The following is a 24,742-nucleotide window of genomic DNA, read 5'->3' as shown; positions in this document are numbered from 1 at the left end:
CTGATCGTCAGGCCTTCAGCCGGTAGAAAACCGTGCTGCACCCCTGGCCCTGCGGGCAGCCTTTGCAACTGCCGCTCAGACAGGCGCCGTCATCCTGTTCGATACGCTCTACTTTTCCCATCGCCGCCAAACGGTCCAGCATCGCCTGCACCAACGGCAGCGGCGTCGCCAGCGATTGGCTGAGCTGCTGCGCCTGAGCGCTGCCAAGCAGCGCCAGCGCATCGCGCACCTGCAGCAGCCCGGCCATCAGTGACAGCTCCCCTTGGCGCCCTGGCAACAGGCCGCCGGCGTAGCGTTGCCCAGGCGCACCGTAACGCGGCTGCGCGCCCGGCGCAGGCCGAACAGCACCAGCAGGTTCACCGCCAGCACCACCAGGATCGCCGTCAGGCTGTACTGCGGGTGTTGGTTGAAGGTGGCCACCTGGTAGAACAGCGTCGCCAGCGAGTAGGCCACGTTCAGCCCCCACAGAATAGAGAAGGTCATCCAGCCGCGGCTCGATTCACGGGCGATGGCGCCCATCACCGAGACGCAAGGCACATACAGCAGCACGAAGATCAGGTAGCTGTAGGCGGAGATGCCGGAGCCGAATTTGCTGCTCATTACGCCCATCGAGCCGACGCCCATCTCGCCGTCGCCCTTGCTGGCTTCGATTGGGTTGGAGAGCACGCTCAGGCTGAAGGTGTTTTTCAGGCCGTCCCAGGTTTCGTTCAGCGCGCCGCCCAGCTCATCGAGCAGGTTGAAGTTGGCGGCGTCGAACGCCTCTTTGTTGATGTGCTCGGCGGTGTACAACGTGTTCAGCGTGCCGACCACCACTTCTTTCGCCATCGCGCCGGTCACCAGGCCGACGGTGGCCTGCCAGTTATCGCTGTGGACGCCCATCGGCTGCAGCAGCGGCGTCAACACCTTGGAGACCGAGGCCAGCGCGGAGTCGTTGATATTGTCGACCGTCTTGCCGCTGAACGAGAAGCTGTTCAGGCCGCCGATGAACATGCTGGCCACCACGATCACCTTACCGGCGCGCAGCACGAAGCCTTTCAGCCGCTGCCAGGTTTGCAGCAGCAGGCTTTTCAGGTGCGGCACGTGGTAGACCGGCAGCTCCATCACGAACGGCGAGGCCTCGCCACGCATGATGGTGTATTTGAGCACCAGACCGGTGAGGATCGCCACCGCAATGCCGAGCATGTACAGCGAGAACACCACCCCGGCGCCGTCCTGGCCGAAGAAAGCGGCGGCGAACACCGCAAAGATCGCCAGACGGGCACCGCACGACATGAACGGCGCCATCATGATGGTGATCAGGCGCTCACGCTGGGCGTCCAGCGTCCGGGCACCCATGATGGACGGCACGTTGCAGCCGAAGCCGACGATCAGCGGCACGAAGGATTTGCCCGGCAGCCCGAGCGCCTGCATCAGGCGGTCCATCACGAACGCCGCGCGCGCCATGTAGCCGGAATCCTCCAGGAAGGACAGGAACAGGTACATCATGCCGATCTGCGGCACCAGCGGCAGCACGGTGTTGATACCACCGCCGATGCCCTGCGCCAGGAAAACGGTCAGCCAGTCGGGGAAGTGCAGGGTGTAGCCGAGCCACTGAATGCCCTGAATGAAGATCGCCGCCGAGCCGATATCGAAGATCGGCTGCAGCGCGCCGCCGATGTTGATCGCCAGCAGGAACATCAGGTACATCACCAGCAGGAAGATCGGCACACCCAGCCAGCGGTTGAGGATCACTTTATCCAGCATCTCGGTCAGGCGGTTGGGCATCGCCTGCTGCGAGTTGCTGACCGCGTCGCACAGGGCGGCGATAGACTGATAGCGCGCGTCGGCGATCACCAGCGCCGGGTCTTCTTGCTGCTGCTGTTGCAACGCCTGGGTGGCCGCAGGCAGCAGTGCGACGGCGGGGCCGGCCAGCCGGTGGCTGTAGATGTCGCCTTCCAGCATCTGCAGCGCCAGCCAGCGGCGCTGTACTGCCGGCAGCGTTTGCGGCATGGCGTCGCTCAGCGTGGCGACCTCTTTCAGCAACCGCGGCGGATAGTTCACCAGCGCCTGCTGTTCGTTGATGTGGTGATTGTCGATCATCTGTTTCAGCACGCCGATGCCGTCGGCGCGGGTGGAGACCATCGGCACCACCGGGCAGCCGAGGCGCGCCGACAGCGCGGCGACGTCGATATCGATATGCTGGCTTGTGGCGATGTCGAGCATGTTCAGCGCCACGATGCAGGGAATGCCCAGCTCCAGCAGCTGCAGCGTCAGATAGAGGTTGCGCTCCAGGTTGGAGGCGTCGACCACGTTGATCAGCAGATCGGCGTCGCCGCTCAAAATGTAGTGGCAGGCGATCTGCTCATCGAGCGAGGTTTGCTCTGAAATGGTGGTCAGGGAATAGGTGCCCGGCAAATCGACCAGCCGCACGTCGGACTGCGGGGTCGTGAAATGGCCTTCTTTGCGTTCGACCGTCACGCCCGCCCAGTTGCCGACCCGTTGGCGTGCGCCGGTCAGCTGGTTGAACAGCGTGGTTTTGCCGGAGTTCGGGTTACCGATTAAGCCGATGGTGAGTTTTTTCATAGTTCAGCGTGTCGTCTTCAAGGAGAACAGCGCCGGCGCAAGGGCGCGTCGGCAAACGGAGGGCGTGCCGGCTCAGGACTGGCCGTCGAGCTGCAGCAGCGCCAGATCCTTCCTGCGCAGCACCAGGCTGACGCGGCGAGTTTTAATTTCTATCGGATCGCCCAGCGGCGCGACGCGCACCACGTCGAACGAAGAGCCGGGCAGCATGCCGAGCGATAACAGTTTCTGGCGGTAGGCCGGCGCAATTTCACCGGAAAAGCCGACAATCTTATACGTGCGTTTAGGTTGAAGCTGCATGTGATTAACCTTCCGGGTGCCGATGAACATCGGGCTGATGATAATTGGACGTTGCCGGCGAAAATGCCACGCCGTCGGCGGTATTCATCCATAAGGTCATGCAATAAAGTGAGCGCAAATAATAGTAATTATCATTATCGCGTTCAATACAAAAAGTAAGGGTATTGTAACCAATTATTATGGCGACGACAGTTTTTGATGGCGTTGCCTTTATTAATGACGTTTTACCACCGCTGGCGAGCGGGAACAAATGAGAATGGCGAGTTAAATCAGTTACGTATTTGTAGCCGAGTTTTCTCGTTTGCAAACTTCGAGGGCTTTTTCCCTTTATTTATTTCCGTCGAAAGGCAATTCAATAACATTATTCCGGCGTAATGCGAGCGGTAACCATTTGTGTTTCGTTCACAATTCGCGAGATGAAACAGGCGTGTTAACGAAGTTGTTAATAAATGGCTGCGGAGAGGATTTTTATTGCCTGAATAATGGGAGGACGGTCACGCAGGAACGGGACATAAAAAGATGACGGTTTATTGAGACGGGTCAAAAAATGCCGCAGGTTTTATTCATCAGAAAGGGCGGAGCAGGCTCCGCCCTGTCGGTTCCGACTTAGCGTTTCTTGCCGAATGCCGCCGCCAGCGCGTCGCCCATGGCGCTGTTGCCGGCCGGCGCCGCGTTGCGCGGTTTGGCCTTGTTGGCACCCGCCGAACGGCTGGCGTTGTCGCGTGTCTGCGCTGGCGCGTTGCCGCCGCGGCGCGGTGAACCTTCGCCCGGCTGTTCATCCAGGCGCATGCTCAGCGCGATGCGTTTACGCTGCAGATCGACTTCCATCACCTTCACTTTGACGATGTCGCCGGCCTTTACTACGGTGTGCGGATCTTCAACGAACTTGTCCGCCAGCGAGGAGATGTGCACCAGGCCGTCCTGATGCACGCCGATATCCACGAAGGCCCCGAAGTTGGTGACGTTGGTGACCGACCCTTCCAGGATCATGCCCACCTGCAGATCGTTGAGGGTTTCCACCCCTTCGGCAAAGGTCGCGGTTTTGAACTCCGGGCGCGGATCGCGGCCCGGTTTCTCCAGCTCTTTCAGGATATCGGTGACCGTCGGTACGCCGAACTTGTCGTCGGTGAAATCGACCGCTTTCAGGCTGCGCACCGCCGAAGCGTTGCCCATCAGGTCCTGCAGCGCCTGCTCGGTGGCGACCAGAATGCGCTGCACCACCGGGTAGGCTTCCGGGTGAACGGTGGAAGCGTCCAGCGGGTTGTCGCCGTGGTTGATGCGCAGGAAGCCGGCGCACTGTTCGAAGGCCTTTGGCCCCAGGCGGCTGACCTTCAGCAGCTGTTCACGGTTGCTGAAGCGGCCGTTCTCGTCGCGCCAGTTGATGATATTTTGCGCCATCATGCGCGTCAGGCCGGCCACGCGTGTCAGCAACGGCACCGACGCGGTGTTCAGATCGACGCCGACGGCGTTCACGCAGTCTTCCACCACCGAGTCCAGCTTCTTCGCCAGCTGGCTCTGGCTGACGTCGTGCTGATACTGGCCGACGCCGATGGATTTCGGGTCGATCTTCACCAGCTCCGCCAGCGGATCCTGCAGGCGACGAGCGATGGACACCGCGCCGCGCAGCGACACGTCGAGATCCGGGAATTCCAGCGCCGCCAGTTCGGACGCGGAATACACCGATGCGCCCGCTTCGCTGACGATCACTTTCTGCGCCCGGACCTCGGCGAACTGCTTTTGCAGGTCGAGATAAAAGCGCTCGGTTTCACGCGAGGCGGTGCCGTTGCCGATGGCCACCAGCTCCACGTTATGTTTGATACACAGCGCCGCGACGATGGCGGCGGCTTTGGCCGCTTGCCCGGTGTGTGGGTAGACGGTGTCGGTGGCGACCAGCTTGCCGGTCGCGTCGACCACGGCGACTTTCACCCCGGTGCGCAGGCCCGGATCGAGGCCCATGGTGGCGCGCATGCCGGCCGGCGCGGCCATCAGCAGATCGTGCATGTTGCGGGCGAACACGTTGATCGCTTCGTCTTCCGCGCGCTCGCGCACCGTGCCCATCAGCTCGGTTTCCAGGTGCAGCAGCACCTTGATGCGCCAGGTCCAGTTGACCACCGCCTTGCGCCAGGCGTCGGCCGGGGCGTTGTTCAGGCGCAGGTTGAGGTGATTGATGATGATCAGCTCCGCCTGGCTTTCGCGCGGCGCTTCCTCAAACTGCGGATCGGCGTTCAACGCCAGCTGCAGCACGCCTTCGTTGCGGCCGCGGAACATCGCCAGCGCGCGGTGCGAAGGCACCTGGGAAATCGGTTCGTGATGATCGAAATAGTCGCGGAATTTGGCGCCTTCTTCTTCCTTGCCCTCGACCACTTTGGACACCAGATGGGCGTTTTTCCACAGGTAGTCGCGCACCTTGGCCAGCAGCGTGGCGTCTTCGGCGAAGCGCTCCATCAGGATATAGCGCGCGCCGTCGAGGGCGGCTTTGACGTCCGCCACGCCCTTGTCGGCATCGACGTAGCGTTCAGCCAGCTGTTCCGGCTGCTGTTGCGGATCCTGCCACAGCGCGTCCGCCAGCGGTTCCAGACCGGCCTCGATGGCGATCTGGCCGCGGGTGCGGCGCTTCGGTTTGTACGGCAGGTAGAGGTCTTCGAGTTCGGTCTTGCTCAGCGTGGCGTTGATCGCCCCCGCCAGTTGTTCGGTCAGTTTGCCCTGTTCATCGATCGACTTCAGGATGGTCTGGCGACGATCTTCCAGTTCACGCAGATAACCCAGGCGGGTTTCCAGCTGGCGCAGTTGGGTGTCGTCCAGGCCCCCGGTGACTTCCTTACGATAGCGTGCAATAAAGGGCACGGTATTACCTTCATCCAGCAGACGGATGGCGGAGTCGACTTGCTCCGGCCGGGCCTGCAGTTCTGTTGCAATAATGCGGCTCAGTGGGTCATTCATAGGTCTGGTATCTGTATTGAGAACGGTGAATAAACAGGGGACAGTTATACGGATTGATCGCGGAAAATGCCAGCGGAGCGGGCCGCCGCCGCGCGGCCGCGGCGTGGAGAACAGCTCAGGCGGCGGCGTTGGCGGCGGTTCGGAAAAAGCTGAAAGCTTACTTCGGGTAGTCTATCTCGTTCACGTACCACTGCGCCTCGCCCAGCGGCGTATTGACGGTGGCGACGTCCCCGACCTCTTTTTTCAGCAGGGCGCGCGCCATCGGCGCGTCGATGGAGATGTAATCCTTGCGGCCGAAGATCTCGTCGTAACCGACGATGCGAAAGCGTTTGGTCTCGCCGTCTTCGTTCTCTACTTCCACCCAGGCGCCGAAGAACACTTTGCCTTCCTGCTGCGGGGAGTAATCGACGATCTTCAGCTGCTCCAGGCATTTGGTCAGATAGCGGACGCGGCGGTCAATTTCGCGCAGCCGCTTCTTGTTGTACTGGTAGTCGGCGTTTTCGCTTCTGTCGCCCAGGCTGGCGGCCCAGGTCACTTTCTTGGTCACCTCGGGGCGTTCTTCGCGCCAGAGGTAATCCAGCTCTTGTTTGAGCTTGTCATACCCTTCACGGGTTATCAGTTGAGTTCTCATCGTGATTTATCTTTATGGGGCCACCGCCACAGTGTACGTGAATGCGCAGGGCTTTAGAAATGGCGTGGGGGCCTGCGCGTTGTCGCACGGTTTTTATTCAGTTTGCGCAGCTTTTAACAATCGGGAGTATGCTTAGCGATAGCGGAAAAGGAATGTGACGAAAGGAGGATATCTGGCGAGAGAGACAAGGAATTTTGGCGCACAACCCAACACATTGAAGGTATTACCGCATGGAATTTAAAGATTACTACGCAACGATGGGCGTTGAGCCCAACGCCGATCTGAAAACCATCAAAACGGCCTACCGCCGGCTGGCGCGTAAATATCACCCTGACGTGAGCACCGAAGAAGACGCCGAGAGCAAATTCAAGGAGCTGGCCGAAGCCTATGAGGTGCTGAAGGACGAAGAGCGCCGCGCCGAGTACGATCAGATCCGGCTGCACCGCAACGATCCGAACTTTGGCCGCCAGGCGCGCGGCGATCGCGGCGGCTATCAGCAGAGCGCTTCATGGCACGGCGGCGGCGCCGACGCGCAAGACTTCTCCGATTTCTTCGAAAGCATGTTCGGTGGGCGTGCGGCGGGCGGGCACCGCTCCGCTTCGCACTCGCACGGCGGGCATGGCTTCCGCGGCCAGGATCTCGAGATGGAGGTGCCGCTGTTCCTCGAGGAAACGCTGCATGGCCAAAGCCGCGAGATCGCCTACAAGCTGCCGGTGTACGACGAGCTGGGGCGGCAGGTGAGCGAAGCCAGCAAAACGCTGAACGTGAAAATCCCGGCCGGCGTGGGCGACGGCGAGCGCATTCGCCTCAAGGGGCAGGGCGTTGCCGGCGTGGGCGGCGGCCAGAACGGCGACCTGTATCTGGTCATCCGCCTCGCGCCGCATCCGCTGTTCGAGATTGACGGCCACAACCTGAGCATCGTGGCGCCGCTCGCCCCGTGGGAAGCGGCGCTGGGGGCCAGCATCGAGGTGCCGACGCTGACCGGCAAAATCGCGCTGACCGTGCCGGCCGGCAGCCAGAGCGGCAAACGGCTGCGGGTCAAGGGCAAGGGGCTGGCGGGCAAGAAAGAGCCCGGCGATCTGTATGTCATTCTCAAGGTGGTGATGCCGCCGAAGCCGAACGAGAAGGCCAGCGCCCTGTGGCGAGAACTGGCTGAACAGGCGGCGTTCAACCCGCGCGCGGAATGGGAGTAAAGCACATGATGAAAAAAGAGATCACATTCACCGTGGTGGAACTGTGTCAGAGGGTGGAGATTTCAGAGGATGAGCTGGTCGAGATCGTCGGCCTGGGCGTGATCGTGCCGCTGGAGCCGGCGCAGCCGAGCTGGGAGTTCGATTACCCGGCGCTGAGCCATCTGCAGCGTGCGCGCAGGCTGCGGGCCGAACTGGATCTGGATTGGCCGGGGATCGCCATGGCGCTGACGCTGCTCGACCGGGTTGATGCACTGCAGCAAGAGAACCGGCAGCTGCGCCGGCAGCTGGCGCGTTTCCTGCAGACTTCCTGACTCGTCGTCAAAACGCCACCGTGCGGTTCGCCGGTGGCGAAATTGCGTAAAATTGGGCCACTGCCCCACATTGCGCCGATAAAGGGCGAAATTTTGACGAACCCCCGTCGACATTCGATGAAAATTGTTGATAAATGGGGAAAAGAATAAGCTTTGTAACAATTTCGTCTAGAATACATACCATTAAACGCTGTCTCAAATGGCAAGGTTTTCTAACAATATTCGAGTCAGGCAATAAAGCCTTTGGGAGTAATACCATGCAAGAGAATCATAAGATCCTGGTTGTCGATGATGACATGCGCCTGCGCGCGCTTTTAGAACGTTATTTAACCGAGCAGGGCTTCCAGGTTCGCAGCGTTGCCAACGCTGAGCAAATGGATCGCTTGCTGACACGTGAATCCTTCCATCTGATGGTGCTCGATCTGATGTTGCCGGGCGAAGATGGGCTGTCCATCTGCCGCCGCCTGCGCAGCCAGAGCAACCCTATGCCGATCATTATGGTCACCGCCAAAGGCGAAGAGGTCGATCGCATCGTGGGGCTGGAAATCGGCGCCGACGACTACATTCCTAAGCCGTTCAACCCGCGTGAGCTGTTGGCTCGCATCCGCGCGGTGCTGCGCCGCCAGGCTAACGAACTGCCGGGCGCGCCTTCGCAGGAAGAAGCGGTGATCGCGTTCGGCAAATTCAAACTGAACCTCGGCACCCGCGAGATGTTCCGCGAAGATGAACCGATGCCGTTGACCAGCGGCGAGTTCGCGGTCCTGAAGGCGCTGGTCAGCCACCCGCGTGAACCGCTGTCGCGCGATAAGCTGATGAACCTGGCGCGTGGCCGCGAATACAGCGCCATGGAGCGCTCCATCGACGTGCAGATCTCGCGCCTGCGCCGCATGGTGGAAGAAGATCCGGCGCATCCGCGTTATATCCAGACCGTTTGGGGTCTCGGCTACGTGTTCGTCCCGGACGGCAGTAAGGCATGAGGCGATTGCGCTTTTCACCGCGTAGCTCGTTTGCCCGAACCCTGTTGTTGATCGTCACCTTGCTGTTCGTCAGCCTGGTGACGACCTATCTGGTGGTGCTGAACTTCGCCATCCTGCCCAGTCTGCAGCAGTTCAACAAGGTATTGGCGTACGAAGTGCGTATGCTGATGACCGATCGGCTGCAGCTGGAGGACGGCACGCTGCTGGAAGTGCCGCCGGCGTTCCGCCGTGAGATCTACCGCGAACTGGGCATCTCTCTCTACACCAACTCGGCGGCGGAGGAGAGCGGCCTGCGCTGGGCGCAGCACTACCAGTTCCTCAGCCAGCAGATGGCGCAGCAGCTCGGCGGGCCGACCGATGTGCGGGTGGAGGTGAACAAGAACTCCCCGGTGGTGTGGCTGAAAACCTGGCTGCAGCCCGATATCTGGGTGCGCGTACCGCTGACGGAAATCCACCAGGGCGACTTCTCTCCGCTGTTCCGCTATACGCTGGCGATCATGCTACTGGCGATCGGCGGCGCCTGGCTATTTATCCGCATTCAAAACCGCCCGCTGGTGGAGCTGGAACATGCGGCGCTGCAGGTGGGCAAGGGCATCATTCCGCCGCCGCTGCGCGAGTATGGCGCTTCCGAAGTGCGGTCGGTGACTCGCGCATTCAATCAGATGGCGTCGGGCGTCAAGCAGCTGGCGGACGACCGCACCTTGCTGATGGCCGGGGTCAGCCATGACCTGCGCACGCCGTTGACGCGCATCCGGCTGGCGACGGAGATGATGAGCGCCGAAGACGGCTATCTGGCCGAGTCGATCAATAAAGACATCGAAGAGTGCAACGCCATCATCGAGCAGTTCATCGATTACCTGCGCACCGGGCAGGAGATGCCGACCGAAAGCAGCGATCTGAACGCCATTTTGGGCGAGGTGGTCGCGGCGGAGAGCGGCTATGAGCGGGTGATTGAAACCGCGCTGTCGCCGGGCGAGCTGATGATGAACGTGCATCCGCTGTCGATTAAGCGGGCGGCGGTGAACATGGTGGTGAACGCGGCACGTTACGGCAACGGCTGGATCAAGGTCAGCAGCGGCCGTGAGCTGCAGCGCGGCTGGTTCCAGGTGGAGGATGACGGCCCGGGCATCAAACCGGAAGAATTGAAGCATCTGTTGCAGCCGTTCGTACGCGGTGACAGCGCGCGCAGCACCAGCGGCACCGGTCTGGGGCTGGCGATCGTGCAGCGCATTATCGACGCGCACGACGGCGAACTGGATATCGGCACCAGCGAACGCGGCGGGCTATTGATCCGCGCGTATATTCCGTTGCCGATGGAGAAAAAAGAGTCGGCCAACGGCCATCAAACCGCCAGGGAAAACGCCTGACGCTCTTGGCGCGGGCCGCGTTGCTGCGGCCCCGTCAGGACTTCCTGCTCATCACGTAGTATTCCGCCGCATCCTCATGCAACCGACGGCCGGTCGGCGCCTGCCACGGATCGATTAACTCGATGCCGCAGTGGAGGAAGTCTTTGGTGTTGCGGGTGGCCAGGGCGGCACCGTAATGCAGGCAGGTGGCGGCGATTTGGGTATCCGGCATGCTGACGCCAATGCCTCGGCGGCGATTGGCGCCCATTAATTCCGCATGCTGCATCGCACAGCCGACGTCAAAGGGTAAGATTCTGTCTGAAAACTCTTCCTGCAGCATGTCGCCGAGGTTAGTTTGCAGTTCGAGCTGTTTCTTGCCGTGAGGCATGCAGGCGATGCCCGTATACAGCTCCGCAACCACGATGGCGCTCAAATAGAACCGATACGTATCCTGCTCATCTAACCAGCGCAATACATTGTAGTGAGGCGCCGGCCGCAGCAATTCCGAAACGACGTTGGTATCCAGCACAATCATTTTTCATCGTCTTCATCAAAGTTGACAATACGATGAGGGGCTTCATCACGTGGGGGGATCTCCAACTCAACGCCGCCGAATTCGGCGAAGTACTGATGCATGCGTGTTCCTAACCCATAGCGCGGCGGTTTTTTCACCAGCGCCTGTTTCAGGATCATGCGCGCTTCCTCTTCCATAGAATGGCCGTTTTTCGCCGCTGAAATACGCAGCAGCTCTTTGATTTCGTCGTCCAGATTTCTGACGGTGATAGTAGCCATTGAAACCTCCTTTGCTATCAATGATTGCATTGACTTATTTTCTCGCCTTGCTGGTTAAAAAGCAATCGCTGAAAATAAAAAAAGGCGCGGGATCCGCGCCTTAGCTGAAGAGGTAACGCTACCGAATTACAGCTTAGGGCCGGCGCTGACCAGCGCGGCGCCCGCAGGCGTGTCGGTGTATTTATCGAAGTTGGTGATGAAGCGCTCGGCCAGATCCTGCGCTTTTTCCTGCCACTGCTCGAGGCTGGCATAGGTATTGCGCGGATCGAGGATCTCCGGGTTCACGCCCGGCAGCGCGGTCGGCATCGCCAGATCGAAGATCGGCAGGGTAACGGTTTCCGCCTTGTCGATTTCACCGCTCAGGATGGCGTCAATGATGCCGCGCGTATCTTTGATCGAGATGCGCTTGCCGGTACCGTTCCAGCCGGTGTTGACCAGGTAAGCCTGGGCGCCGGCGGCCTGCATGCGTTTCACCAGCACTTCGGCGTACTGCGTCGGGTGCAGCGACAGGAATGCGGCGCCGAAGCAGGCGGAGAAGGTTGGCGTCGGTTCGGTTACGCCGCGCTCGGTGCCGGCCAGCTTGGCGGTGAAGCCGGACAGGAAGTGGTACTGAGTCTGGTTGGCGGTCAGACGCGATACCGGCGGCAGCACGCCGAAGGCATCGGCGGTCAGGAAGATCACCTTGGTGGCGTGACCCGCCTTGGACACCGGCTTGACGATGTTCTGGATATGGTAGATCGGGTAAGAAACGCGGGTGTTCTCGGTTTTCGAACCGTCGTTGAAGTCGATGCTGCCGTCGGCCAGCACGGTGACGTTTTCCAGCAGCGCGTCGCGTTTGATGGCGTGATAGATGTCCGGCTCGGCTTCTTCAGACAGCTTGATGGTCTTGGCGTAGCAGCCGCCTTCGAAGTTGAACACGCCGTCGTCGTCCCAGCCGTGCTCGTCATCGCCGATCAGCTGACGCTTCGGATCGGTGGAGAGGGTGGTCTTGCCGGTACCGGACAGGCCGAAGAACACCGCCACGTCGCCTTTCTCGCCCACGTTGGCCGAGCAGTGCATCGAGGCGATGCCTTTCAGCGGCAGCAGGTAGTTCATCATCGAGAACATGCCTTTCTTCATTTCGCCGCCGTACCAGGTGCCGCCGATCAACTGCATGCGCTCGGTCAGGTTGAAAGCGACGAAGTTCTCCGAGTTCAGGCCTTGCTGCTGCCAGTTCGGGTTGGTGCATTTGGCGCCGTTCATCACCACGAAGTCCGGCTCGAAGTCAGCCAGTTCTTCATCGCTCGGGCGGATGAACATGTTTTTCACGAAGTGCGCCTGCCAGGCCACCTCGGTGATGAAGCGCACTTTCAGGCGCGAGTCGGCGTTGGCGCCGCAGAAGGTATCCACCACGAACAGGCGTTTGCCGGACAGTTGTTCGGTGACCAGGTGTTTCAGATCGGCCCACACTTCCGGGCTGAGGGGTTTGTTGTCGTTTTTGCCTTTGCCCTGATCGGCCCACCACACGGTATCGCGGGTGATGTCGTCGCGGACGATGTATTTGTCTTTCGGCGAGCGGCCGGTGAAGATGCCGGTATCGACGGAGACGGCACCCAGCTTGGTGACTACCCCACGCTCAAAACCTTCCAGAGATGGGTCTGTTTCTTCCTTAAACAGCAGTTCATAGCTCGGGTTGTGAACGATTTCGCTAACGTCGTGAATGCCGTAAGCGGCCAGATCCTGAGGGGTTATACCTTTAACGCGCATGTTACTACTCCTTGGTCACAGAATTTCTGGCGGCAATTGTAGGGATCTAACGGTGCGTAACCGCGATGGGTATCAAATATTTAACGTTTTAGGCGGTATTTCGTTACGATCTGAGAGATAGCACACGGAAAAAAGCAAACGTGCAAACGGCGGGCGTTGGCGGGCGCCGAGCGCGCCCGCCGAGGAGGTGTGACTTAGTGCAACTGGTCGCTTTCGCCGGTGTTACCCGCATACAAAGCGGCAACATCAACCGGGTCAAAGACATAGTGGCTGCCACAGTAGTCGCAGTGCATGTCGATATTGCCGTCCTGCTCCAGCATGTCCGCCACTTCGTCGGTCGGCAGGGTCAGCAGCGCGTCGGCGCAACGCTGGCGCGAACAGGTGCAACGGAACTGCACGTCCTGCGGTTCGTACAGGGTGACCTCTTCCTGGTGATACAGGCGGTACAACACTTCGTTGGCCGGCAGGCCGAACAGCTCTTCGCTTTTTACCGTGTTGGTCAGTTGCACCAGATGATCGAAATCATCGAGGTTGCCGTCCTGCGCCGGCAGCACCTGCAGCAGCATACCGGCCGCCGCGGCGTTGCCTTCCGCTTCGCCGGTGCGGATGAACAGGCGGGTTGGCAGCTGCTCGGACTGGCGGAAGTAGGCTTCCAGGCATTCGGCCAGGGTTTCACCTTCCAGACCGACTACGCCCTGATAGCGCTCGCCTTCCGTCGGCGAAATGGTGATGACCATGACGCCGTTGCCGATCATCTGATGCAAGGTGCTGTCGTCGGCGATAGGCGCCTGGGTGCGCGCAACGCCGCGCATCTCCTGACGGTTGTTGCCGTTGATCACCGCCAGCTTCAGCGGGCCGTCGCCTTGCAGCTGCACGGTGATGTCGCCGTCGAACTTCAGGGTCGCGGTCAGCAGACTGGTGGCGACCAGCAGTTCGCCCAGCAGCTTCTGTACCGGCGCCGGGTAGTCGTGGTTGTTCAGGATCTGCTGATAGGTTTCGCTGACGGTAACCAGCTCGCCGCGCACCGCGTAGTTTTCAAACAGGTAACGGTGCAATTGGTCATGGTTGGACATAATCTTCTCTCATTGCGGTGAGGGGTTATTCCGGCTCACCAAATTTAAATTTCATCAGGTCTCGCCGCTCCTTTTTGTCCGGACGACGGTCCGGATGCGGCATGGTCAACGCGTTCATCTTGCGCGCCAGCGCCATCTTTTCGCGGTTGGCGATGCTGGCTTCGGTTTCCTGATACATTTGCTGCGCCTCGCCGGCGCCGCGGCGTTGGCTGGTCAGCGCCAGCACGATCACCGTACGTTCTTCGTTGCCTTGCCGCAGCTTGAGCTCGGCGTTGAGTTCGACAATCTTGCTCGGCTTGCCGCGCTGGCCGTTGTAATGCACCTTGCCGCCGTCGATCATTTCGCGTGCCAGCGCACGGGTCTTATAGAAGCGAGCGGCCCAGAGCCACTTATCCAGCCGTACCGCGTCGTCGCGCGTCGCTTTTTCCTTCATGCTTCCCCCTTGGCCAGCGCCGGTATCAGCAGGCGGTAGTCACGCATCGACGGATGGCGCTGGAAGCTTTTCTCCGCCGTACTGGAGTCCGGGTTTTGCACGCCCAGGCAGTAACGAATGCCGAAAGTGCGCGCCGCGTCGAGGATCGGCTCGCCGTCGTCGACGAACAGCGTGCGCTGCGGATTGAATCCGGTGTGCTGTTGCACCGCCTGCCACAGACGCTGATCTTCTTTCGGATAACCAAATGTGTGGGTGGAAAACAATAAATCAAGGTGCCGATCGAGGCCGGTATGCTCGATTTTCACCGCCAGGCTGTGCGGATGGGCGTTGGTCAGCAAAATGGTTTGCAGACCGGCGTCGCGCAGCGCCCGTAAAAACGGCTCGGTGTCTTCGCGCAGCCGGGCGCGGCTGCCGACTTCGCTGGTCATGCGGTAGATATCCAGATCCAACCGCTCGCTCCAGTAATCGAAGCAATACCAGTTCATGGTGTGCTGCACCGCCTGATACTCCCGCTCAATGATATGACGGGCTTCGTCGAAAGGAATGGCGCGCCTTTCGCTCAGCGCCTGCGGCACCAGGCTGAGCCAAAAGTGGCTGTCGAACTCCAGATCCAGCAAGGTGCCGTCCATATCCAGCAGCACGGTATCGATCTGCGGCCAATCAAACTCGGGAACCATAAAAACTCCACGGGCGGACCGACGGGCGGTCCGCAGATGAGAATAATAGCGTTAGCGTAGCATAAGCAGATGACAGGGCGGAGGCCCCGGCGTCAGGTTCAGGCCATCGGCCGCATCGACATCGGATTGAGCTGCGGATTGAAGCAGCTGTCGTAGTAACGCTGGATATCGGCGACGCGGTGCTGATTGATGCGCCGACGCTGCACCAGCCGCCAGGCGTTATAGCCCAGGCTGATGACGACCGCCAGCAACAGCAGACTGGTACCGAGGTAGCGCCACAGGGTGATCATGTCCGGTTCGCTGTGCAGCGCCACATGACGGGTGCCGTTGGCGTCGACGCTGAGGCTGGTGATCACGCCCTGTGCCTGGAAGGGGGTGTGCAGCAGCAGAGTGGAAAGGCGCTGCAACTCATTCCACTGGTCGAGGGCGTTGTATTCGCTCTGCGGCGCCGACGGCTGCGGATGGCTGACCAGCTGGCGGCCTTCGTCGCTGCTGATCAGGAAACCGCCCGGCGGCGGGCTGTTGAGCGCTGCGGCGGCCAAACGCGTTTCATTGAAGATGAACGACGATGTGGCCACTTTGGTCAGGCTTTCCAGCGACTCGGCGCTCACCGGGCGCAGCAGGACGTTGACGCCTTGCAGCGCGCCGGACCTGGCGCGTTTCACCAGGCCGCTCCAGTTTTTGGCGTTGCCCAGGTTGACCAGGGCGTTCTTCAACCGCACGCAGTCGCTTTCTGCCTGGCACAAATCCTGTGTTTTCAAAACGATATCAGAGAAGTCGTCCAACAGGATCATGCCGGATTTCTCGATGGCGCTGGCCAACTGCGGGTTGACCTTCTGATCGGCGCCGCTCGGATGCAGCTGGCTGTTGACCGTAGCCAGCAGGGCCGTCGCTTTGTCTATGACTTCCGATTCCGGCTGTGGCAGTGGGGCGGCGTTGTTCCAGTAGATGCCGGAACAGTCGAACGGCGCAAAATTGACGGCGCTGCCCCCATTGGCCGGCGGGGGCACATAGCACATGCCGCTGCCGCGCACTTTCAGCGTGTCGCCGATGCGCAACGGCGTGGCTTCCAGCGCCTGAACGCTGGTCACTTCCACTTTTTGCGCACCCTGCAGCCAGGCCATGCTGAGGGTCAGCGGCAGGTTGAGCGGGATATAGATCAGCAGCAACAGCAGCACCAGCGCCGAGCTGGCGACCAGCACCGCGTTGCGGCCCCACTGCTGCAGCGGGAAGTTTTTCACTTCGTCATGCAGCGAGAGGAAGCGCCCCTGGCGCACCACCTGCCGATTGAGGTAGACGTCCACATCGGTGGTCTTGCCCAGGTCCTGCGTCAGGTAAGGCTGCCAATGCGGCGGGTAGATAAGATCGATGATGCCGAGTGAAATGTTGCTGATCTGCCCCTGGCCGGATTCGCCGAACAGGCCCCAGCGCTTCGGCGTACCGCGCAGACAGTGGATCTCTTTCAGCTCGCGTGACGCCGGACGGCGGAACAGGTTCCAGCATCCCCAGGCGATCATCAGCACCGCCACGAAAATCATCCAGGGGATCACCAGCACCGGGCTTATCAGGCTGAAGAACAGCAGCAGCAGCGCGGCGGAGATGATGACGGCTTCACGGATGCCGTTCGGCCGGTTCAGCGCATGCTCTTCCGGCGTTTCCTTGCGAATATTGACCAGCTCGACATGCTCGCTCTCTTCCTTGCGGATAGAGGCGTTTTTGGTCGGCGCGGCGTTCACCACCGGCGGTTGCGGCCGGTCGTGAATATGATCTTTCAGCGAGTGCCCGTTGAGCGAAATCACCAGCGGCAGCGTCTGGGTACGGATCACTTCCACATGGTTGTCGGCGGTGATATAGGGTTCCCAAAACGGCGGCAGGTGCACCTCTTCGGCATCGAGGTAATAGCGCCATTTATTGGGATCGTCGCTGGCCAGCCCATAGCGGGTGATGGCGTGCGTGACGGGATAAACGTTATCGCTTTGCGGGGTGAGCGCCAGTTTGGCTGCGGGCAAGGTAGCGCCGCCGCCGGGCAACAGCTTGTTGCTCAGCTTGTTTTGCTGATTGAGATAGAACTCGACCGCAGCACGCTCTTCGTCGGTCAGCTTGCGGTGGGCAGGTTTGATAAACGGCAGCGCGTGCGCCAGCGCCGACGGGTTGCGCGCCTTGAACCACAGGTACAGGCCGGCGGCAATCAGGCAGACAAGCACTAAGGCCAATATCAACACTATTGTGCTCATGCAATCCCCATTTCACACCCGTGAATTTCGCCAACCTGATGAAAAGGTGAATATTATACGGAGTAAACCGCCAGGAGGCACCCAGAACTAATAATGAGGGAACAAACAGATTCTCGCTCTGGATCTCATTCCTTCATGACGCAAGGCCATTTTATCACTGATTCTTGCCTGCGTGATACTAGCAACCGGCCTCTGCCGTCGATATCGGTATTATCCTATTTTCATGCGTGCTGTTTGCTGAATCAGTACGGAAAATCGCCCGCCGCTGGCTACGCTTGTTAAAAGAAAGTAAATTACTGCTCATGCTCGTTGCGGCGGAGCTTACCCTTAACGCACAATGTGATCAGGATCGAATTTGGTCAGCGTTTGAGCGCCAACGAGCCGTGCGTTACGCCAATCATTATTTCGGTTGCCCCGTCCGCGCCTGGGTAACCTCTTTGAGGCAATCATGGATAAACACCTGCAAAAACCTAAAATTCTGAAAGTGGAAACCGTCGCGCGTTCGCGTTTGTTCAACGTCGAGTCGGTCGATTTGGAATTCAGCAACGGTGTGCGGCGGGTGTATGAGCGCATGCGGCCTTCGGATCGCGAAGCGGTGATGATCGTGCCGGTGATTGGCGATGACCTGCTGCTGATCCGCGAATATGCGGTAGGCACCGAATCCTATGAGCTGGGGTTCCCGAAAGGGCTGATCGATCCCGGTGAGGGGGTGCTGGAGGCCGCCAACCGCGAGCTGATGGAAGAGGTGGGATACGGCGCGAAGCGCTTTGATTTTCTCAGCAAGCTGACGATGGCGCCCTCTTACTTTTCCAGCAAAATGAATATCGTGCTGGCGCACGATCTCTATCCGCAGAGCCTGGAAGGGGATGAGCCGGAGCCCCTGCCGCAGGTGCGTTGGCCGATCGCCGACATGATGGCGCTGCTGGCGGAACCGGATTTTCGTGAGGCGCGCAACGTCAGCGCGCTGTTCCTCTCAGAGGCATTTTTGCGCGCTTCGCGCTGATACGCTTCGCGCCAAACAAAAAAAGGGCCAGATTTCTCTGGCCCTTTTCGATCAGAACAGCTCGTGGCTTTCACCGCCCGGATCGGTCAACGTGGTGCCGGTATCGCGCGATGGGTAGTCCGTCGGCTGAGTTCCTTCGATGAAGTACTCGGAACGGCTGCCGCCGCCACCGCCAGAGAGCTTGCCGCTGCTCTTGTCGATGGTGACGCTGATGATGCCCGGCGGCGGCGTGACTTTCTGCTCCGGGATGCCTTCCAGCGCGGTCTTCATGAAGTCGTCCCACGCCGGCTGGGCGCTCTTGGCTCCGCCTTCACCGCCGGAAATCTGATCCGGGATGGCGCCGGATACCGTCGAACGGCCCAGGTCGCGGCGGTGATCGTCGAAACCGATCCACACCGACGTCACGGTATCCGGACCATAGCCGGAGAACCAGGCGTCTTTGGAACTGTTGGTGGTACCGGTTTTGCCGCCGATGTCATGACGCTTCAGATCGCGCCCGGCGCGCCAGGCCGTGCCCATCCAACCCGGTTCACCGAAGATGTTGCTGTTCAGCGCGTCGTGGATGAGGAAGGCCAGCGGCGTGCTGATCACGTGCGGCGCATACTGTTGGTCGCCGTCCTGCTGCACCTGAGCCGGGGTAACCTGCTCCAGCTGCGGCATCGGCACCGTGCTGTTGCTGCCTTCCTGCGAGGTGGCGACGTTTTCGATGTTGTCGTCGGACAGCACCGCCGAACGGTGGGTGTCGCCGTAGATCACCGGCAGGTTGCAGCTGCTGCACACCACTTTCGGTTTGGCTTCGAACACCGTATTGCCGTTGTCGTCTTCAATTTTGGTGATGAAGTACGGGTCAACCAGGTAACCGCCGTTCGCCAGCACCGCGTAGCCGCGTACCAGCTGCATCGGGGTGAAGGAGGCGGAGCCCAGCGCCAGCGATTCGGTATGCACGATGTTCTGCGCCGGGAAGCCGAAGCGCTGCAGATATTCCGCCGCGTAGTCGACGCCCATCGCACGCATCGCGCGCACCATCACCACGTTCTTCGATTGCCCCAGCCCCTGCCGCAGGCGAATCGGGCCGTCGTAGGTCGGCGGCGAGTTCTTCGGCCGCCAGTCGGTGCCGGCGCCGGCATCCCAACGGGTAATCGGCAAGTCGTTCAGAATGGTGGCCAGCGTCAGGCCTTTATCCATCGCGGCAGTGTACAGGAACGGTTTGATGTTCGACCCTACCTGGCGCAGAGCCTGCGTGACGCGGTTGAACTTGCTCTGGTTGAAATCGAAGCCGCCAACCAGCGCTTTCACCGCGCCGTCGTTCGGGTTGATTGAGACCAGCGCCGAGTTGACGTCCGGCACCTGCGACAGCCACCAGGCCTCGTTCACTTTACGCACCCACACCTGCTGGCCGGCCTGCACCACGTCGGTGACGCGTTTCGGCGTTGGGCCTTGCTGCGTGTCTGAACGGTATGGGCGCGCCCAGCGCATGGTCGCCATCGGCAGGGCAATGCTGCTGCCGTCGGCCAGCATCGCCGTCGCTTCCTGCGGGTTGGCGGCGGTGATCACCGCCGGCGCCAGCGGGCCGTAGTTCGGCAGGTTTTTCAGCGAATCAACAATCTGTTTGCGATCCCAGGCCGCTTCGCCGACTTTCCACAACACGTTGGACGGGCCGCGGTAGCCGTGGCGCATGTCATAGGCCAGCACGTTGTTGCGTACCGACTCCTGCGCCGCCAGCTGCAGCCGCTTGGTGACGGTGGTGTAAACCTTGTAACCGTCGGTATAGGCATTTTCACCGTAGCGCTTGATCATCTCCTGACGCACCATCTCGGAGAGATACGGCGCGGAGAAGCTGATTTCCGGCGCATGGTAGTTGGCGACCAGATCTTCGGCGCGCGCCTGATCGTACTGCGCCTGCGTGATGTAGTGTTCGTCCAGCATGCGCGACAGCACCACGTTGCGACGGGCAACGGCGCGATCGTGCGAATAGAGCGGGTTGAAGGTGGACGGCGCTTTCGGCAGGCCGGCGATGGTCGCCATTTCGCTCAGGGTCAGCTGGCTGACGTCTTTGCCGAAATAGACCTGCGCGGCGGCGCCCACGCCGTAGGCGCGGTAACCCAGATAGATCTTGTTCAGATATAGCTCAAGGATTTCATCCTTGGTGAGCATCTGCTCGATGCGCACCGCCAGGAAGGCTTCCTTGATTTTACGCATCAGGGTGCGTTCCGGGCTTAAGAAGAAGTTACGCGCCAGCTGTTGGGTAATGGTACTGGCCCCCTGCGAAGCGTGGCCGGAGACCAGCGCGATGGAGGCGGCGCGGAAGATGCCGACCGGATCGACGCCGTGGTGATCGTAGAAGCGGCTGTCTTCGGTGGCGATGAATGCGTGCACCATCACCGGTGGAATTTGATCCAGCTTCAGCGGAATGCGGCGCTTCTCGCCGTATTGGGCGATCAGTTCGCCATCGGCGCTGTAAACCTGCATCGGTATTTGCAGCCGCACATCTTTCAGCGTTGCGACGTCGGGCAGCTGTGGCTCGACATATTTGTACAAGCCGAAAATCGAGGCTGCTCCCAGCACGATGCAACATACTGCAAGGATTAGTAAATACTTTACGAACTTCACCTGAGATTTCCCATTTCTAAGTCATTTGGGCAGTTTATAAACAACCGCGCGGTAGTATAAAGGCAAGCCTGCGACATGGATATGTTCTTTTATCATCTGATGTTATGGAGGCTTGCGAAACATGTTCCCTCAAGCATGGCAGGTGGGGCTGGATATACAAATCGACTGCGTGCGGGCGGTGGCGGCCCAACGCCGCCGCAACGGCTGGCAGTTGCGCCACTGGTGGCAGCAGGCGCTGCCGCAGGCAGTTTTACGCGACGGCTGCCTGGAACCTTCCGAATTCCTGATCCGGGCGCTGCGGCAATGGCGCGTCCAGCTGCCGCGACATATTTCCTTACGCATTGCCCTGCCGGCGCAGCGCGTGTTGCAGCAGCGTATGGCACGGCCTGATGCGCGGCTGCGCGAGCCGGAACGCAGCGACTATATCGGCGGCCACGGTTTGAAGCAGTTTCCGCTCGACGGCCAGACGCTGGCGCTCGACTATCGCGCCGCACCGGGGGATGAGGCGGCGCTGCTGTTGACCGCCGCGCGGCGGCAGGAACTGCAGCAGTGGCTGCTTTGTCTGCGTCAGGCTGGCCTGCATCCGCAGGCGGTCGATATCACCCCCTGCGCGCTGCGGATGATGGCGACGGCGGCAGGCGTGCCGCCCGCCGCGGGGCTGATGCATCGCCTCGAACGAGAATGGCTGTGGGTGGCGCCGGCCGATGGCGCCTTCGCCTTTGGTCTGGCGCCGGGCGACGATGGCGCCCAGGCGCTGCGGGCGCTGCAAGCCCAGACGCCGGCGGGCGACGATCGGCCTGTCTATGCCGGCAGCGTGCTGGCGGGAGCCCTGCCCGCCGGCTGCCTGGCCTGGTCGCCGCTCAGCGCCTTTACGCAGCTGCGTCCGCCGTTGCCCGTGCATCCCTCGGCGTTCGCGTTGGCCGGTGGTCTGGCGCTGCGCGAGGAGGATCGTTGATGTATCAGGTTAACTTTCTGCCCTGGCGCCAGCGCCGCGATCGGCGACGCGCCTATTTCTGGCTGGGCGTGCTGCTGTTGCAGGTAACGGCGCTGCTGCTGGCACTGTTCCTGGCCGCCGGCCAACTGCGTCACCAACAGACGCAGCGGCAGGCGCGGCAGGCGATGCTGGGTGAGGAGCTGGCGGCATTGACGTCGCTCGCCCGCCAGCAGCAGCAAGAGCGGGCGCAGCAAGCGATGCACAGTGCCCGCGCCGAACGGCAGGCAAATAACGCCCAACATAACCGGCGTTATTTGCAGCTGCTGCAGCAATTGTCCTCCAGCATTCCTCCGCCGCTGTGGCTCACGGCGTTGGACTGCAATGCGGCGAACGGCCTGCGGCTGCGTGGATTGAGCCGCTCTCCTGCGGCCATCACGCAGTTCGAACGGCGGCTGGCGGGGATACCTGCGTTGCCACGGCTGCATTTGGCGGAGATGGCGCAACGCGAAGACGGCCTGTACTCCTTTCATCTGGCGGCGCAGTGGGGGCGTGATGGATAGCCGTTTGTCCTCCGGGCTGCGCCTCTGGCTGAGCTTACCGGGCTGGCTATTGCTGCTGTCGCAAGGGTTGGGCATCGGCACGCTGGCGCTGTTGGGCGGCGGTTGGCTGCTGCAAGACGAATGGCGTCAGCGGGAAAATGCGGCGGAGCGGCAACAGCGCCTGCTGCAACAGATCGCTATGGTGCAGAGCCAGTTGGAAGAGACGCCGCAAACCATTATCCCGGCGGCGGTGCTTGCGCCGACCACCACCGGCGATTTGGCGAGCGTGCTGCAACGGGCGGGGGGCGCTTTGCTGCGCTGGCAGCGGCAGGAAAAACCGCTGCGGCAAACGCTGAGTTTGCGCATTGACTACGCCGGTTTGTTGGCGCTGCTGGAGGCGCTGCCCGCCGATTTGCGCCTCGAGCAGCTGAGCGTGGAGACGCCGCCCCTTGGCATGACGGCGCGGTTGGTTTTGCAGGATGCCACCGAGGAGCAGGCAGATGAGTAAAAGACCCGGCCGTGGGTGGTGGTGGCTGCTATGGCCGTGGGCCCTATGTGCTGAGCCGCGCGACCCGTTTGCGCCGCCTCCGCTGCCTGCTTGTGCCCAAACGGCGGCATCGCCGGCGGGCTGGCGACTGAAAGGCGTCATCGGGCAACCGACGCTGCGCTATGGCTGGGTGGTGACGCCGGCGGGGCAGTGGCTGCGCCTGCGGCCGCAGCAGCGGGTGCTGGCCGAGCGTTGGCAGGTGACGCAGGTGCAGGCGCGCAGCCTGACGTTAACGGCGCTGGCGGCCGAACCGGATTGCCCGGCGAGCCAGGGCGACATCCCGCTGATAATGGACAACAAGGATGGGAAACCATGAAAGGACGCGCTGGATTGGGCGTGGCGCTGTGGTGTCTGACGCTCGGCGCCGCACAGGCGCAGGATAAACAGGTTATTTCGCTGGAGTTTCAGGATGCGCCGGTCACGGTCATCCTGCAGGCGCTGGCGGATTATCGGCAGATGAACCTGATCGCCGCGCCCGGCGTGAGCGGCAACCTGACGCTGCGGCTGGAGAATGTGCCCTGGCCTCAGGCGCTGGCGCTGACCCTGCGCATGGGCAAATTGGCGATGACGCGTGAGGGTAACGTGATGCTGATTGCGCCGGAGCCGGACGCGCAGGAAAAAAGGCAGCAGCGAGAGGCGCTGGCGCAGCGGCAACCGCTGCACAGCCTGAGCCTGACGTTACAGAACGGCGATGCGGCGGAGATTGCCGAAAGCCTCAATGCCCAACGCGGCGCCTTGCTCAGCGAGCGGGGCAGCGTGCTGGCGGATAAGCGCACCAATACGCTGCTGCTGCGCGACACCGCGCCGATCCTGGCGCAGTTGAAAAAGCGGGTAACGGAAATGGACGCGCCGCTGGCACAGGTCCAGCTGGCGGCGCATATCGTGACCATCAACAGCGAAAGCTTGCGCGAACTCGGCGTGCGTTGGGGATTGGCGCCTGACGACAGGCCGGCGAAGCCGCTGCGGCCGGGCAATCTCGGCGTCAACCTGCCGCTGGAGCGCAGCGCGGTGAACGCCGGTTTCCATCTGGCGCGCATCAGCGGGCGTTTGCTGAGCCTCGAGCTGACGGCGCTGGAACAGGAGAATCAGGTGGAGATCATCGCCAGCCCGCGCCTGCTGACGGCGCACCTGCAAACCGCCAGCATCAAGCAGGGAACCGAGATCCCTTACGAAGTGTCAAGCGGCGCCAGCGGTGCGACCGCCATCGAGTTCAAAGAGGCGGTGCTGGGCATGGAGGTGACGCCGAAAGTGTTGCCGGACGGGCGCATCACGCTGACGTTGCACATCAGCCAAAATATGCCGGGGCGCGCCATCAGCCGGGGCGCGGGGGAAGCGCTGACCATCGATAAACAGGAGATTAAAACGCAGATCACGGTGAAAAACGGTGAAACCCTGGTGCTCGGCGGTATTTTTCAACGGCATAGCGGCAAGACGGCGGACAAGGTGCCGGGATTGGCGGATGCGCCGTTATTGGGAGGCTTGTTCCGACAAAGCGGCGCACAACAGAAAAAACGCGAGCTGGTGATCTTCATTACGCCGACCCTGATTAAGGGATAAGCGGCTACCTGTCAGCCGGACGGCAAATCTCCTAAAGTTGATGAGCAGATACACTTTTTTATCTCCTTGGGGGGATCTGCGTTTGACGCTGCGGCCGATTTAGCTTACAAGGGTTACCGAATTGAGCACCGAGGTTTTTTGTTAGCGTCAAGACGCCGTTAAAAACATATGGTTTCCCTCCCGCGGCGTGGATTGCGATTTATTCGGTTGCCAAACTACCAAGAGTGTTGAGATAATTTTTCGTCTGATCTCGCACTATCGCTCATGAGGTTTCAGTTTAGGTCCCGCCGCTGATTTGATTGGCGGGGCGGGTTAACATTAACGAATTGTCTTAGTAATA

The 24,742-nt window shown here is 60.9% G+C and carries 23 protein-coding genes; 10 read left to right on the top strand and 13 right to left on the bottom strand.

Going from position 1 to position 24,742, the window contains the following annotated elements; translation table 11 throughout:
* Nucleotides 1-7 precede the first annotated feature (7 nt).
* The 5 genes from QOL81_RS22950 to greB form a co-directional block, all read right to left on the bottom strand.
* Nucleotides 8-247: a FeoC-like transcriptional regulator gene (locus QOL81_RS22950; protein WP_048232091.1), complete on the bottom strand. Its 240-nt coding sequence runs from the start codon at nucleotides 245-247 to the stop codon at nucleotides 8-10.
* Nucleotides 247-2,562, bottom strand: coding sequence for a Fe(2+) transporter permease subunit FeoB (feoB, locus tag QOL81_RS22945; RefSeq protein ID WP_060424509.1), 2,316 nt, complete (start codon nucleotides 2,560-2,562; stop codon nucleotides 247-249). Before feoB ends, QOL81_RS22950 begins: the two co-directional genes overlap by 1 nt.
* Before the next feature lie 72 nt (nucleotides 2,563-2,634).
* A complete protein-coding gene (gene feoA, locus QOL81_RS22940) occupies nucleotides 2,635-2,859 on the bottom strand; it encodes a ferrous iron transporter A (protein WP_038878234.1) in 225 nt (74 codons plus the stop codon).
* 606 nt (nucleotides 2,860-3,465) lie between these two features.
* Nucleotides 3,466-5,799, bottom strand: coding sequence for a Tex family protein (locus QOL81_RS22935; RefSeq protein ID WP_283440037.1), 2,334 nt, complete (start codon nucleotides 5,797-5,799; stop codon nucleotides 3,466-3,468).
* A gap of 157 nt (nucleotides 5,800-5,956) precedes the next feature.
* Nucleotides 5,957-6,430 carry a transcription elongation factor GreB gene (gene greB / locus QOL81_RS22930; protein WP_038878177.1) on the bottom strand — a complete coding sequence of 158 codons (474 nt, stop codon included), beginning with the start codon at nucleotides 6,428-6,430 and terminating at the stop codon, nucleotides 5,957-5,959.
* A 230-nt stretch (nucleotides 6,431-6,660) separates the two neighbouring features.
* Here greB and cbpA point away from each other — a divergent pair, with 230 nt between their 5' ends.
* The 4 genes from cbpA to envZ all read left to right on the top strand — a co-directional run bounded on the left by cbpA (nucleotide 6,661) and on the right by envZ (nucleotide 10,278).
* A complete protein-coding gene (gene cbpA / locus QOL81_RS22925; RefSeq protein WP_070913842.1) occupies nucleotides 6,661-7,623 on the top strand; it encodes a curved DNA-binding protein in 963 nt (320 codons plus the stop codon).
* A gap of 5 nt (nucleotides 7,624-7,628) precedes the next feature.
* On the top strand, nucleotides 7,629-7,934 hold the full coding sequence (locus tag QOL81_RS22920; RefSeq protein WP_049202813.1) for a chaperone modulator CbpM: 306 nt from the start codon (nucleotides 7,629-7,631) through the stop codon (nucleotides 7,932-7,934).
* A 257-nt stretch (nucleotides 7,935-8,191) separates the two neighbouring features.
* Entirely contained in the window at nucleotides 8,192-8,911 is a 720-nt protein-coding gene (ompR, locus tag QOL81_RS22915; RefSeq protein WP_004709363.1) for an osmolarity response regulator transcription factor OmpR, read from the top strand.
* Nucleotides 8,908-10,278 carry a two-component system sensor histidine kinase EnvZ gene (envZ, locus tag QOL81_RS22910; RefSeq protein ID WP_038881686.1) on the top strand — a complete coding sequence of 457 codons (1,371 nt, stop codon included), beginning with the start codon at nucleotides 8,908-8,910 and terminating at the stop codon, nucleotides 10,276-10,278. Before ompR ends, envZ begins: the two co-directional genes overlap by 4 nt.
* Nucleotides 10,279-10,312: 34 nt before the next feature.
* Here envZ and QOL81_RS22905 read toward each other — a convergent pair whose 3' ends face one another.
* The 7 genes from QOL81_RS22905 to QOL81_RS22875 form a co-directional block, all read right to left on the bottom strand.
* Entirely contained in the window at nucleotides 10,313-10,792 is a 480-nt protein-coding gene (locus QOL81_RS22905) for a type II toxin-antitoxin system VapC family toxin (RefSeq protein ID WP_015379310.1), read from the bottom strand.
* Nucleotides 10,789-11,049, bottom strand: a complete 261-nt coding sequence (locus QOL81_RS22900) for a FitA-like ribbon-helix-helix domain-containing protein (RefSeq protein ID WP_015379309.1) — start codon at nucleotides 11,047-11,049, stop codon at nucleotides 10,789-10,791. The genes QOL81_RS22905 and QOL81_RS22900 overlap by 4 nt, the downstream gene beginning before the upstream one ends.
* Nucleotides 11,050-11,175: 126 nt before the next feature.
* On the bottom strand, nucleotides 11,176-12,795 hold the full coding sequence (gene pckA, locus QOL81_RS22895; protein WP_015379308.1) for a phosphoenolpyruvate carboxykinase (ATP): 1,620 nt from the start codon (nucleotides 12,793-12,795) through the stop codon (nucleotides 11,176-11,178).
* Nucleotides 12,796-12,989: 194 nt separating this feature from the next.
* A complete protein-coding gene (hslO, locus tag QOL81_RS22890) occupies nucleotides 12,990-13,868 on the bottom strand; it encodes an Hsp33 family molecular chaperone HslO (RefSeq protein WP_015379307.1) in 879 nt (292 codons plus the stop codon).
* 25 nt (nucleotides 13,869-13,893) lie between these two features.
* Nucleotides 13,894-14,301 (bottom strand): ribosome-associated heat shock protein Hsp15, encoded by a 408-nt coding sequence (gene hslR / locus QOL81_RS22885; RefSeq protein ID WP_015379306.1) that lies wholly within the window; start codon nucleotides 14,299-14,301, stop codon nucleotides 13,894-13,896.
* Nucleotides 14,298-14,978, bottom strand: a complete 681-nt coding sequence (gene yrfG, locus QOL81_RS22880) for a GMP/IMP nucleotidase (RefSeq protein WP_025304546.1) — start codon at nucleotides 14,976-14,978, stop codon at nucleotides 14,298-14,300. The genes hslR and yrfG overlap by 4 nt, the downstream gene beginning before the upstream one ends.
* A 98-nt stretch (nucleotides 14,979-15,076) precedes the next feature.
* A complete protein-coding gene (locus QOL81_RS22875; RefSeq protein ID WP_060424517.1) occupies nucleotides 15,077-17,212 on the bottom strand; it encodes an intracellular growth attenuator family protein in 2,136 nt (711 codons plus the stop codon).
* Nucleotides 17,213-17,660: 448 nt separating this feature from the next.
* On the opposite strand from QOL81_RS22875, the gene nudE reads away from it, so the two are divergent.
* Nucleotides 17,661-18,215, top strand: a complete 555-nt coding sequence (gene nudE / locus QOL81_RS22870; protein ID WP_038878156.1) for an ADP compounds hydrolase NudE — start codon at nucleotides 17,661-17,663, stop codon at nucleotides 18,213-18,215.
* A gap of 51 nt (nucleotides 18,216-18,266) precedes the next feature.
* Here nudE and mrcA read toward each other — a convergent pair whose 3' ends face one another.
* Nucleotides 18,267-20,825: a peptidoglycan glycosyltransferase/peptidoglycan DD-transpeptidase MrcA gene (gene mrcA / locus QOL81_RS22865; RefSeq protein WP_047729686.1), complete on the bottom strand. Its 2,559-nt coding sequence runs from the start codon at nucleotides 20,823-20,825 to the stop codon at nucleotides 18,267-18,269.
* 121 nt (nucleotides 20,826-20,946) lie between these two features.
* Between mrcA and pilM the strand changes: the two genes are divergently transcribed.
* From pilM to hofQ, 5 genes are read left to right on the top strand one after another with little or no spacing between them, the layout of a single operon-like run.
* Nucleotides 20,947-21,780, top strand: coding sequence for a pilus assembly protein PilM (gene pilM, locus QOL81_RS22860; protein ID WP_060424519.1), 834 nt, complete (start codon nucleotides 20,947-20,949; stop codon nucleotides 21,778-21,780).
* The gene (locus QOL81_RS22855; protein WP_060424521.1) at nucleotides 21,780-22,319 is read left to right on the top strand and encodes a PilN domain-containing protein; all 540 of its coding nucleotides are present in this window, start codon (nucleotides 21,780-21,782) and stop codon (nucleotides 22,317-22,319) included. The genes pilM and QOL81_RS22855 overlap by 1 nt, the downstream gene beginning before the upstream one ends.
* Entirely contained in the window at nucleotides 22,312-22,806 is a 495-nt protein-coding gene (locus QOL81_RS22850) for a hypothetical protein (protein ID WP_060424523.1), read from the top strand. Before QOL81_RS22855 ends, QOL81_RS22850 begins: the two co-directional genes overlap by 8 nt.
* Complete coding sequence (locus tag QOL81_RS22845; protein ID WP_060424525.1) at nucleotides 22,799-23,161, top strand: HofP DNA utilization family protein; 363 nt, start codon at nucleotides 22,799-22,801, stop codon at nucleotides 23,159-23,161. Before QOL81_RS22850 ends, QOL81_RS22845 begins: the two co-directional genes overlap by 8 nt.
* Nucleotides 23,158-24,402 carry a DNA uptake porin HofQ gene (gene hofQ / locus QOL81_RS22840; RefSeq protein WP_072265488.1) on the top strand — a complete coding sequence of 415 codons (1,245 nt, stop codon included), beginning with the start codon at nucleotides 23,158-23,160 and terminating at the stop codon, nucleotides 24,400-24,402. The genes QOL81_RS22845 and hofQ overlap by 4 nt, the downstream gene beginning before the upstream one ends.
* Nucleotides 24,403-24,742: the final 340 nt, after the last annotated feature.

Origin of the sequence: Serratia sp. CC22-02, from assembly GCF_900182895.1 — a bacterium.
Taxonomy (GTDB): Bacteria; Pseudomonadota; Gammaproteobacteria; order Enterobacterales; family Enterobacteriaceae; genus Serratia; species Serratia nevei.
The sequence above is the reverse complement of the archived record's forward strand: the minus strand, read 5'-3'. Positions and strand labels throughout refer to the sequence as shown.

Bases quoted from the DNA above. Each gene is read 5' to 3' on its own strand.
- QOL81_RS22950 (WP_048232091.1), bottom strand. From the start codon at position 247: ATGGCCGGGCTGCTGCAGGTGCGCGATGCGCTGGCGCTGCTTGGCAGC.
- feoB (WP_060424509.1), bottom strand. From the start codon at position 2,562: ATGAAAAAACTCACCATCGGCTTAATCGGTAACCCGAACTCCGGCAAA.
- feoA (WP_038878234.1), bottom strand. From the start codon at position 2,859: ATGCAGCTTCAACCTAAACGCACGTATAAGATTGTCGGCTTTTCCGGT.
- QOL81_RS22935 (WP_283440037.1), bottom strand. From the start codon at position 5,799: ATGAATGACCCACTGAGCCGCATTATTGCAACAGAACTGCAGGCCCGG.
- greB (WP_038878177.1), bottom strand. From the start codon at position 6,430: ATGAGAACTCAACTGATAACCCGTGAAGGGTATGACAAGCTCAAACAA.
- cbpA (WP_070913842.1), top strand. From the start codon at position 6,661: ATGGAATTTAAAGATTACTACGCAACGATGGGCGTTGAGCCCAACGCC.
- QOL81_RS22920 (WP_049202813.1), top strand. From the start codon at position 7,629: ATGATGAAAAAAGAGATCACATTCACCGTGGTGGAACTGTGTCAGAGG.
- ompR (WP_004709363.1), top strand. From the start codon at position 8,192: ATGCAAGAGAATCATAAGATCCTGGTTGTCGATGATGACATGCGCCTG.
- envZ (WP_038881686.1), top strand. From the start codon at position 8,908: ATGAGGCGATTGCGCTTTTCACCGCGTAGCTCGTTTGCCCGAACCCTG.
- QOL81_RS22905 (WP_015379310.1), bottom strand. From the start codon at position 10,792: ATGATTGTGCTGGATACCAACGTCGTTTCGGAATTGCTGCGGCCGGCG.
- QOL81_RS22900 (WP_015379309.1), bottom strand. From the start codon at position 11,049: ATGGCTACTATCACCGTCAGAAATCTGGACGACGAAATCAAAGAGCTG.
- pckA (WP_015379308.1), bottom strand. From the start codon at position 12,795: ATGCGCGTTAAAGGTATAACCCCTCAGGATCTGGCCGCTTACGGCATT.
- hslO (WP_015379307.1), bottom strand. From the start codon at position 13,868: ATGTCCAACCATGACCAATTGCACCGTTACCTGTTTGAAAACTACGCG.
- hslR (WP_015379306.1), bottom strand. From the start codon at position 14,301: ATGAAGGAAAAAGCGACGCGCGACGACGCGGTACGGCTGGATAAGTGG.
- yrfG (WP_025304546.1), bottom strand. From the start codon at position 14,978: ATGGTTCCCGAGTTTGATTGGCCGCAGATCGATACCGTGCTGCTGGAT.
- QOL81_RS22875 (WP_060424517.1), bottom strand. From the start codon at position 17,212: ATGAGCACAATAGTGTTGATATTGGCCTTAGTGCTTGTCTGCCTGATT.
- nudE (WP_038878156.1), top strand. From the start codon at position 17,661: ATGGATAAACACCTGCAAAAACCTAAAATTCTGAAAGTGGAAACCGTC.
- pilM (WP_060424519.1), top strand. From the start codon at position 20,947: ATGTTCCCTCAAGCATGGCAGGTGGGGCTGGATATACAAATCGACTGC.
- QOL81_RS22855 (WP_060424521.1), top strand. From the start codon at position 21,780: ATGTATCAGGTTAACTTTCTGCCCTGGCGCCAGCGCCGCGATCGGCGA.
- QOL81_RS22850 (WP_060424523.1), top strand. From the start codon at position 22,312: ATGGATAGCCGTTTGTCCTCCGGGCTGCGCCTCTGGCTGAGCTTACCG.
- QOL81_RS22845 (WP_060424525.1), top strand. From the start codon at position 22,799: ATGAGTAAAAGACCCGGCCGTGGGTGGTGGTGGCTGCTATGGCCGTGG.
- hofQ (WP_072265488.1), top strand. From the start codon at position 23,158: ATGAAAGGACGCGCTGGATTGGGCGTGGCGCTGTGGTGTCTGACGCTC.